Source organism: Microbacterium testaceum, assembly GCF_003075375.1.
Taxonomy (GTDB): Bacteria; Actinomycetota; Actinomycetes; order Actinomycetales; family Microbacteriaceae; genus Microbacterium; species Microbacterium testaceum_E.
Genome location: NZ_QDFT01000070.1, coordinates 1 through 8109, shown reverse-complemented (window position 1 = coordinate 8109; position 8109 = coordinate 1). Strand labels below are relative to the sequence as shown.

The window sequence follows — 8109 nt, the reverse complement described above, 5'->3', positions numbered from 1 at the left end:
CTGCAGGCCCAGGCAGATGCCGAGCGTCGGGATGCCCTGCTCGCGCGCGAAGCGGAGGGCGCCGAGCTTGCCCTCGATACCGCGGATGCCGAAACCACCGGGGACGATGATGCCGTCGACGGCCCCGAGGGCCTTGGCGGCGCCCTCGGGCGTCTCGCACAGGTCGGAGGGGATCCACGTGATCTTCACGTGCGTCTCTTGACCGAAACCGCCGGCCTTGATGGCCTCGGTGACCGACAGGTACGCGTCGGGCAGGTCGATGTACTTGCCGACGAGTCCGATGGTGACCTCGTGCTTGGGGTTGTGCACCGCCTGCAGCACGCGGTTCCAGCGCGACCAGTCGACGTCGGCGGCCGTGGCGATGTCGAGCGCGTCGACGATGTAGGCGTCGAGGCCCTGGTCGTGCAGCATCGTGGGGATGTCGTAGATGCTGGGCACGTCGATCGCGTTGACGACGGCGTCCTCGTCGACGTCGCACATGAGCGCGATCTTGCGCTTGTTCGACTCGGTGACGGGGCGGTCGCTGCGCAGGACGAGGGCATCGGGCTGGATGCCGATGGAGCGCAGCGTCGCGACGGAGTGCTGGGTGGGCTTGGTCTTCTGCTCGCCCGAGGCGCCCATGAAGGGCACGAGCGACACGTGCACGAAGAAGACGTTCTTGCGGCCGAGCTCGTGGCGGATCTGACGAGCCGACTCGATGAACGGCTGAGACTCGATGTCGCCGACCGTGCCGCCGATCTCGGTGATGATGACGTCGGGCTGCGGGCTCTCGCTCGCCTGCAGACGCATGCGGCGCTTGATCTCGTCGGTGATGTGCGGGATGACCTGCACCGTGTCGCCGAGGTACTCGCCGCGGCGCTCGCGCGCGATGACCTGCGAGTAGATCTGGCCGGTCGTGACGTTGGCGGCCTGGCTGAGCTCGATGTCGAGGAAGCGCTCGTAGTGCCCGATGTCGAGGTCGGTCTCGGCGCCGTCGTCGGTCACGAAGACCTCGCCGTGCTGGAAGGGGTTCATCGTGCCCGGGTCCACGTTGAGATAGGGATCGAGCTTCTGCATGACCACGCGCAGTCCGCGGGCCGTGAGGAGGTTGCCGAGGCTTGCCGCCGTCAGGCCTTTACCCAGGGAGGAGACGACTCCTCCGGTCACGAAGATGTGCTTCGTCGTGAAGGTCGTGCTGTCTGATTGTCCCGCGTCCGAAGTCTGCATCACGGGCTTCGATCCTATCAGTCGCGTTCGGGGGTTCGTTCAGAGTCTGGCATCGACGTCCGACATCCGCGTCACGTTCGCGTGTCGATCGCGGGTCAGCGGGCGCGGCCGGTCTCGAGCAGCTCGCGGGCATGGGTCAGCGCCGCCTCCGAGTCGCTCAGTCCCGACAGCAGACGAGCCATCTCGGCCTCTCGTTCGGCACCGTCCAGTCGACGGACGCTGGATGCCGTGACCGCCCCGTCGTTGCCCTTGACCACGGTGAGGTGGTTTCCGGCGAAGGCCGCCACCTGGGCCAGGTGGGTGACGGCGATCACCTGCGAGGACTCGGCGAGGCGGGCCAGTCGGCGCCCCACCTCGATCGCCGCGGTACCGCCGATCCCGGCATCCACCTCGTCGAAGACGAACGTGGGCACGGGGTCGACGCCGGCGATGACCACTTCGATCGCCAGCATGACCCGGCTCAACTCTCCCCCCGAGGCTCCCCTCGACACGGGCCGGGGGTCCGCGCCCGGATGGGGCGCGAGCAGGATCGAGACCTCGTCGCGCCCGTGACCGGCGGGGGCGGTCGGCGACACCTCGACCACCAGGCGTGCGTCCGGCAGAGCCAGCGCGTGCAGCTCGTCGGTCACCGCGGCGCCCAGGCGTTCCGCTGCGTCGCGTCGGGCGGCGGTGAGCGCCTCGGCGGCGGCGTCGAGCGATGCGGCGGCGGCGTCGCGCTCGGCGGTCAGCCGCTCGATCCGGTCGCCGTCGTCGTCGAGCTCGAGCAGCCGGGCGGACCCCGTCTCGAGCAGGGCGATCGCGGCATCCACCGATCCATGGGTGCGGGTCAGGCCCGCCAGCACGCCGCGCCGTTCGTCGACGGCGGCGAGCTCATGGGGGCCGGATTCATCGAGGTCGGCCAGATAGCCCGAGAGCGCGACCGAGGCGTCGGTCGCGCGATAACCCAGGTCGGCCACGAGCTCGCCGATCGCGGCCAGGGCGGCGTCGCTGTCCGAGATGCGTTCGAGCGCGCGGCGCGCTTCGGCCAGGAGAGTGACGACGTCGGGACCGCCGTCCTCGTCCGAGAGCGCGGCGTGGGCCGTCACCGCCGCGACCCGCAGGTCCTCGGCGTTGGCGAGGCGCTCGGCGCGACGGGCGAGTTCGTCCTCTTCTCCCGCGAGGGGAGCGGCCGCCTCGATCTCGGCGATCGCGGCGCGCAGCTGCTCCGCCTCGCGCGCGCGCTCGTCGCGATCGCCCGTGAGCGTCGTCAGCTCGGCATCCAGCGTCCGCCACGAGTCCCAGGCAGCGCGGTACGCCGAGCGGGCCGTCGAGACGGGGTGACCGCCGAATCGATCGAGCGCGTCGCGCTGCGCGCCGGCGGAGCGCAGACGCAGCTGGTCGGACTGACCGTGCACGACGACGAGGTCGTCGGCCAGATCGGCGAGCACCCCGGCCGGGGCCGTCCGCCCGCCCACGGTCGCGCGTCCGCGTCCTTCGCTGGACACGGTGCGTCCCAAGTACAGTTCGGCGTCGCCCCGGCCGACCGGCTCGACGTCGCCGCCGGCCTCGCGAACCCGCGCGGCCACCGGACCGTCCTCGGGGACCAGCCACACGCCCTCGACCGCGGCCTGGGTCGCGCCCTTGCGCACCGCGCCGGAGTCCGCGCGCTGGCCCAGCAGCAAGCCCAGGCCCGTGACCACCATGGTCTTGCCCGCGCCGGTCTCACCGGTGATCGCGGTGAAGCCGCGACCGATCGGCAGGGTCGCGTCGGCGATGACGCCGAGGTCCTTCAGCCGCATCTCCTCGATCACGAGACACCTCCCGCTGCGCCGCGCCAGCCCGCGACGGGCAGGCGGAACTTGCGCACCAGACGGTCGGTGAACGCCGCGGGGTGCAGCCGCGCCAGCCGCACGGGCCGCGACGAGCGCCGTACGACGACGCGTGCACCGGGCGGCAGCTCGTGCGAGCGCCGTCCGTCGCACCACAGGATGCCGCTGCCGCTGGTGCGCTCGAGGACCTCGACCGCGACGGTGGCGTCGGGGCTGACCACGAGCGGCCGGGCGAACAGCGCGTGCGCCGAGAGCGGCACGACGGCGATGGCTTCGACGGTCGGCCAGATGACCGGTCCGCCCGCCGAGAAGTTGTAGGCCGTCGATCCCGTGGGCGAGGCCACCACGACGCCGTCGCACCCGAAGGACGACAGCGGGCGCCCGTCCACCTCCATCACGACCTCGAGCATGCGTTCGCGGCTCGCCTTCTCGACCGTCGCCTCGTTCAACGCCCAGGTCTCGAAGATGACCGAGTCGTCGGCGTCCAGCACGCGCACGGCGAGCGCCAGACGCTGCTCGACCGTGTAGTCGCGAGCGATCACTCGGCGCACGGCGTCGTCCATGTCATCCCGCTCGATCTCGGCGAGAAAACCCACGTGCCCCATGTTGATGCCGAGGATCGGAGCGGTCCCGCCGCGCACGATCTCCGCCGCGCGCAGGATGGTCCCGTCGCCGCCGAGCACGATCGCCAGTTCGACGTCCTCGATCGACACGTCGACACCCAGCGTCGCCACCCCGTCGAGCGAGAGGCGCTCCGCCAGCTCGGGCCGGTCTTCGGCCGACACCACCGGCGTCGCTCCGGCCGACCGCACCGCGGTGAGGATGCGTTCGGCGGCGTGGACGGTGTCGTCTCGGCGCGCGTGGACGACGAGGAGTATTCGGCGATCGCTGGGGGTCATCGGCTTCCGGTCAGTCGGGTCACGGTGCTCTCCCATTCTGAGGGGTCGGCGCCGTGGTCGGCCGAGAACCACGCGACGTACTCCTGGTTGCCGTGCGTTCCGACGACCGGGGAGGAGATGATGCCGGCGGTGCGCAGACCGACGTCCCACGCCGCCCACAGCACCCCGTGGACCGCGTCCGACCGCACCGCGGGATCGGTCACCAGTCCGCCCTTGACCGCGGTACGCCCCGCCTCGAACTGCGGTTTGACGAGCAGGACGATCTCGGCGGTCGGCTCCGCGGTCGCCACGATGGCGGGAAGAACGTGCGCGAGCGAGATGAACGACAGGTCACCGGTCACGATGCGAGGGCGTTCCACGACCCCGGTCGCGGCGGCGAGGGTGTCGGCGGTCATGAAGCGCACGTTATACCCCTCGACCGACACGACGTGGGGATCGGATGCCACGACGGTGGACAACTGCCCGTGCCCCACATCGACCGCCATCACCGGACGCGCTCCGCGCTCGCGCAGCACCTGAGTGAATCCGCCGGTGGACGCACCGAGATCCAGCGCCACCCGGCCGTCGACGTCGATCGGGAACGCGTCCAGCGCGGCGAGGAGCTTGTGCGCCGCGCGGCTGACGTAGTGGTCGTCGCCCGCGACGTCGAGGACGTGGGACTCGGCGACCGGGGTCGACGGCTTGACCACCGCGCGACCGTCCACGCTCACCAGGCCGGCGGCGATGAGCTGGGCGGCGTGCGAGCGCGACCGCGCCAACCCCCGAGCGGCGAGCTCGGCATCCAGTCGTGGACTCACGGGCGCGACGCGGACGTATCGTCGGGCGCCGATTCGAGACGCCGGGCGAGCTCGTCGTGGACCGCCGCGTAGGCGCCCGCGCGCTCCGCGAGCGGCTGGTCCTCGATGAGTCGCAGGCGATCGATCAGATCGGGGGCGGCATCCGGGCTGGCGCTGTCCGACATGGATGCCATGCTACCGACGTCAGCGCACGCGGAACGGGTCGGCGTACAGCTGCGGCGGCACGCGGAACCCGAAGATGGCGCGGCCCGAGTTCCAGATCGCCGCCGCCCCGGCGCGGAGCAGGTCGATCGGACGTCCCTCCGACACGATGCGCAGGTCGACCCCGTCGATCTCGACCACGGCGTCGCCCACGCGGGTGCGCTCGCCCTTGACGACGGTCGCCGGATACGGCTCGAATAGCTGCCGCAGGTCCTCGACGATGTAGTCGGGCCGTTGAGTGGGAGGAGCGGCCAGCACCTGCTTGGGCCGGTCGATGCCGGTCAGCACGAGCAGCGAGCGCATCTCGGCCGTCTTCGCTCCCTGGATGTCGGTGTCGAGGCGGTCGCCGATGAACAACGGCGACTGCGCTCCGGTCCGCGCGATCGCCTCGTCGAAGATCGGCCGCTCGGGCTTGCCCGCGATCGTCGCGAGCCGACCGACGGCGGTGTGAACCGCCGACACGAGGGTGCCGTTGCCCGGTGCGATCCCCCGCGCCTGGGGGATCGTCCAATCCGTGTTGGTCGCGACCCAGGGGATCCCCCCCTCTTCGGGAGGAGTCGCGAGCGCGTACGCCGCCTCGGCCAACTGCGCCCAGCCGACCTCGGGAGCGAAGCCCTGGACGACCGCGGCGGGGTTGTCGTCCGCGCTTCGCGTCGCCGCGAATCCGGCCCTCTCCACCTCGACGACGAGGCCCTCGCCGCCGATGACGAGCAGGGTCGCCCCGGCGGGGACGAGGTCCTTCATGAGCCTCATCGCGGCCTGAGGACTGGTCGTCACGTCGCTCGGTGCGACCCGCAGGCCGAGGGAGGAGAGGTGCTCGGCCACCGAGGCGTCGGTGCGCGAGGCGTTGTTGGTGATGTAGCCGAGGGTGCGCCCCTCGTTCTGGGCCCGGTTCAGGCTGTCCACCGCGTGGGGCAGAGCGCCGGGTCCCGCGTACACGACGCCGTCGAGATCGGCCAGCACGACGTCGACGCCCTCGAGGGGAGTCGGCTGCGCGGCCGCCCGGCGGAAGATCACCGCTCCCCCTCTTTCCGGCCCTCGGACGATTCGGCGTCGACGACATCGGGCTCCGCATCCACCGATTCTTCGGCACGGTCGTCGACGGAGTCCGACGCTTCGTCTTCGACGGGGATGAATCCGGATGCCACGTCCACAGCGCCGTCGTCATCGATCAGGTCGATTTCTTCGACGACGATGACCTCGCGGTCCGCGATCCCGGCGGCGGCGTCGAGAGCCTCGGCGGCGATGTCGGCGCGCCGCTCCCACTCCGCGGCTTCGGACTCCCGGCCGAGTTCTTCCAGCACGGCGGCACGCGCCGAGAACAGAGCCGGGCTCCATTCGAAGGCACGGTCGGGATCGGCCTCGGGGATCTCGAGCTCCTGGAGAGCGCGGTCGGGCTGACCGAGATCGAGTCGCGCGCCCGACATCGCGATGGCGAGCTGCACGCGGACCGGGACCGAGAGCGTCGAGCGGTCCACCGCTCGCCCTTCTTCGAGAGCACGGTCGGGTCGGCCGACCCCACGCTCGCTGTCGACGATCAGCGGCAGCTGCTCGTCGGAACCGGTGATGCGTCGGTGCGTGCGCAACTCGCGCAGCGCCAGGGCGAAGTCGCCGACGGCGTAGGCGGTGATCGCGACCGTTTCGCGGACGACGCCGACACGGCCGGCGCTCCTCGAGGCGGCGAGGGCATGCTGGTGCGCGAGGGCGGGGTCGTCGTCGATCAGACGCGCCGCCATGGCGAGGTGGCGCGCCACATTGTCGGCGTTGTCCTTGCTGAGCGTCTTGAGCTCGTTGCGCGCGGCGCCGGGCAAGTCGAAAGCGGTGACATCGTCGGGGAGTTCCGGACCGCGTTCACGACGGTCCTGCGGCGGGCGCGTCGCGCGGGCGTCATCGCGATCGAACCGCCGCGGCGCTCCCGCCCCGGGGCGGCTGTCCCGCGACGGACGGCGATCGCCGCCGAAACCACGCGAATCGCCGTCGCGGCGGGCGGGACGCTCTCCGTCACGACGGACGGGACGGTCACCGTCGCGACGGAACGGACGGGCATCCCCATCTCGGCGAACGGGACGGTCACCGTCACGGCGGACGGGGCGGTCCCCGTCGCGGCGGACGGGGCGGTCCCCGTCGCGACGGAACGGACGATCACCGTCACGGCGCACGGGACGATCGCCGTCGCGACGGAACGGACGCGCATCCCCATCACGGCGAACAGGACGGTCACCGTCACGGCGCACGGGGCGGTCCCCGTCGCGCCGCTCGGGCCGGTCACCGTCACGACGGAACGGACGGGCATCTCCATCACGACGAACGGCACGATCACCATTACGACGGACAGGGCGGTCACCGTCGCGGCGGAACGGACGGTCATCGTCGCGCCGCTCGGGCCGGTCACCGTCACGACGGAACGGACGCGCATCCCCATCACGACGAACGGGACGATCACCATCACGACGGACAGGACGATCTCCGTTCGAGCGGAAGGGACGATCTCCCTCGCGCCGCTCGGGTCGGTCTTGGTCCCGGCGGAAGGAACGTGAGTCGCCATCGCGCCGCACGGGGCGGTCTGCTCCCGAGCGGGGCGCTCGATCGCCCTCTCGGCGGGCCGGGCGGTCTCCCTCGCGGCGGAAGGGTCGATCGCTGCGGCCGGCGGAGTTGCTTCCCCCGGAGGACTGTCCTCGTCCGAACGAACGGTCACCGGAGCGACCTTCGTTCCCCTTGCGCTCGTTCGCGTCGTCCGTCGACATGACTGACCTCCCGGAAGAAAAATACCCCGTAAATGCGAAATGGCCACCCAGCTTTGGGTGGCCATTTCGGCTGAAAAGAAGTCCGGCGGTGTCCTACTCTCCCACAGGGTCCCCCCTGCAGTACCATCGGCGCTGAGAGGCTTAGCTTCCGGGTTCGGAATGTGACCGGGCGTTTCCCTCTCGCTATGGCCGCCGAAACACTATTGATGTTTCAAAAACCAACAACGATATGTTTCATTGTTGTGTTCCCGACCGTACATCGAGAACCACTCAGTGGACGCAAGCACCAAAAACAGGTGTGTTATCAAGTCATCGGCTTATTAGTACCGGTCAGCTTCACGTATTACTACGCTTCCACATCCGGCCTATCAACCCAGTAGTCTGGCTGGGAGCCTCTCACCATAAATGKTATGGAAGTCTCATCTTGAGGCCKGCTTCCCGCTTAGATGCTTTC

7 protein-coding genes and 2 rRNA genes are annotated in these 8109 nt (G+C 70.4%); all 9 read right to left on the bottom strand.

All coding sequences use genetic code 11. From position 1 onward, the window contains the following. The coding region (locus DC432_RS15320) for a CTP synthase (RefSeq protein WP_116538582.1) at positions 1-1206 on the bottom strand (1206 nt) is incomplete at its 3' end. Between the two features lie 95 nt (positions 1207-1301). Beyond that, entirely contained in the window at positions 1302-2996 is a 1695-nt protein-coding gene (gene recN / locus DC432_RS15315; protein ID WP_116538581.1) for a DNA repair protein RecN, read from the bottom strand. Beyond that, positions 2993-3913 carry an NAD kinase gene (locus DC432_RS15310; protein ID WP_116538580.1) on the bottom strand — a complete coding sequence of 307 codons (921 nt, stop codon included), beginning with the start codon at positions 3911-3913 and terminating at the stop codon, positions 2993-2995. Before DC432_RS15310 ends, recN begins: the two co-directional genes overlap by 4 nt. After that, positions 3910-4710, bottom strand: coding sequence for a TlyA family RNA methyltransferase (locus tag DC432_RS15305; RefSeq protein WP_116538579.1), 801 nt, complete (start codon positions 4708-4710; stop codon positions 3910-3912). The genes DC432_RS15310 and DC432_RS15305 overlap by 4 nt, the downstream gene beginning before the upstream one ends. After that, on the bottom strand, positions 4707-4874 hold the full coding sequence (locus DC432_RS16545) for a hypothetical protein (protein WP_165801301.1): 168 nt from the start codon (positions 4872-4874) through the stop codon (positions 4707-4709). Before DC432_RS16545 ends, DC432_RS15305 begins: the two co-directional genes overlap by 4 nt. 19 nt (positions 4875-4893) lie before the next feature. Further along, entirely contained in the window at positions 4894-5925 is a 1032-nt protein-coding gene (locus DC432_RS15300) for an HAD-IIA family hydrolase (RefSeq protein WP_116538583.1), read from the bottom strand. Then, positions 5925-6722 carry a hypothetical protein gene (locus tag DC432_RS15295; protein WP_243393170.1) on the bottom strand — a complete coding sequence of 266 codons (798 nt, stop codon included), beginning with the start codon at positions 6720-6722 and terminating at the stop codon, positions 5925-5927. The genes DC432_RS15300 and DC432_RS15295 overlap by 1 nt, the downstream gene beginning before the upstream one ends. Before the next feature lie 1013 nt (positions 6723-7735). Continuing rightward, a 5S ribosomal RNA gene (gene rrf, locus DC432_RS15285) occupies positions 7736-7852 on the bottom strand. Positions 7853-7955: 103 nt separating this feature from the next. Next, a 23S ribosomal RNA gene (locus DC432_RS15280) occupies positions 7956-8109 on the bottom strand; the annotation flags it as partial.

Excerpts from the sequence above, each read along its gene's own strand:
- DC432_RS15310 (WP_116538580.1), bottom strand. The coding sequence starts at position 3,913 with ATGACCCCCAGCGATCGCCGAATACTCCTCGTCGTCCACGCGCGCCGA.
- DC432_RS16545 (WP_165801301.1), bottom strand. The coding sequence starts at position 4,874 with ATGTCGGACAGCGCCAGCCCGGATGCCGCCCCCGATCTGATCGATCGC.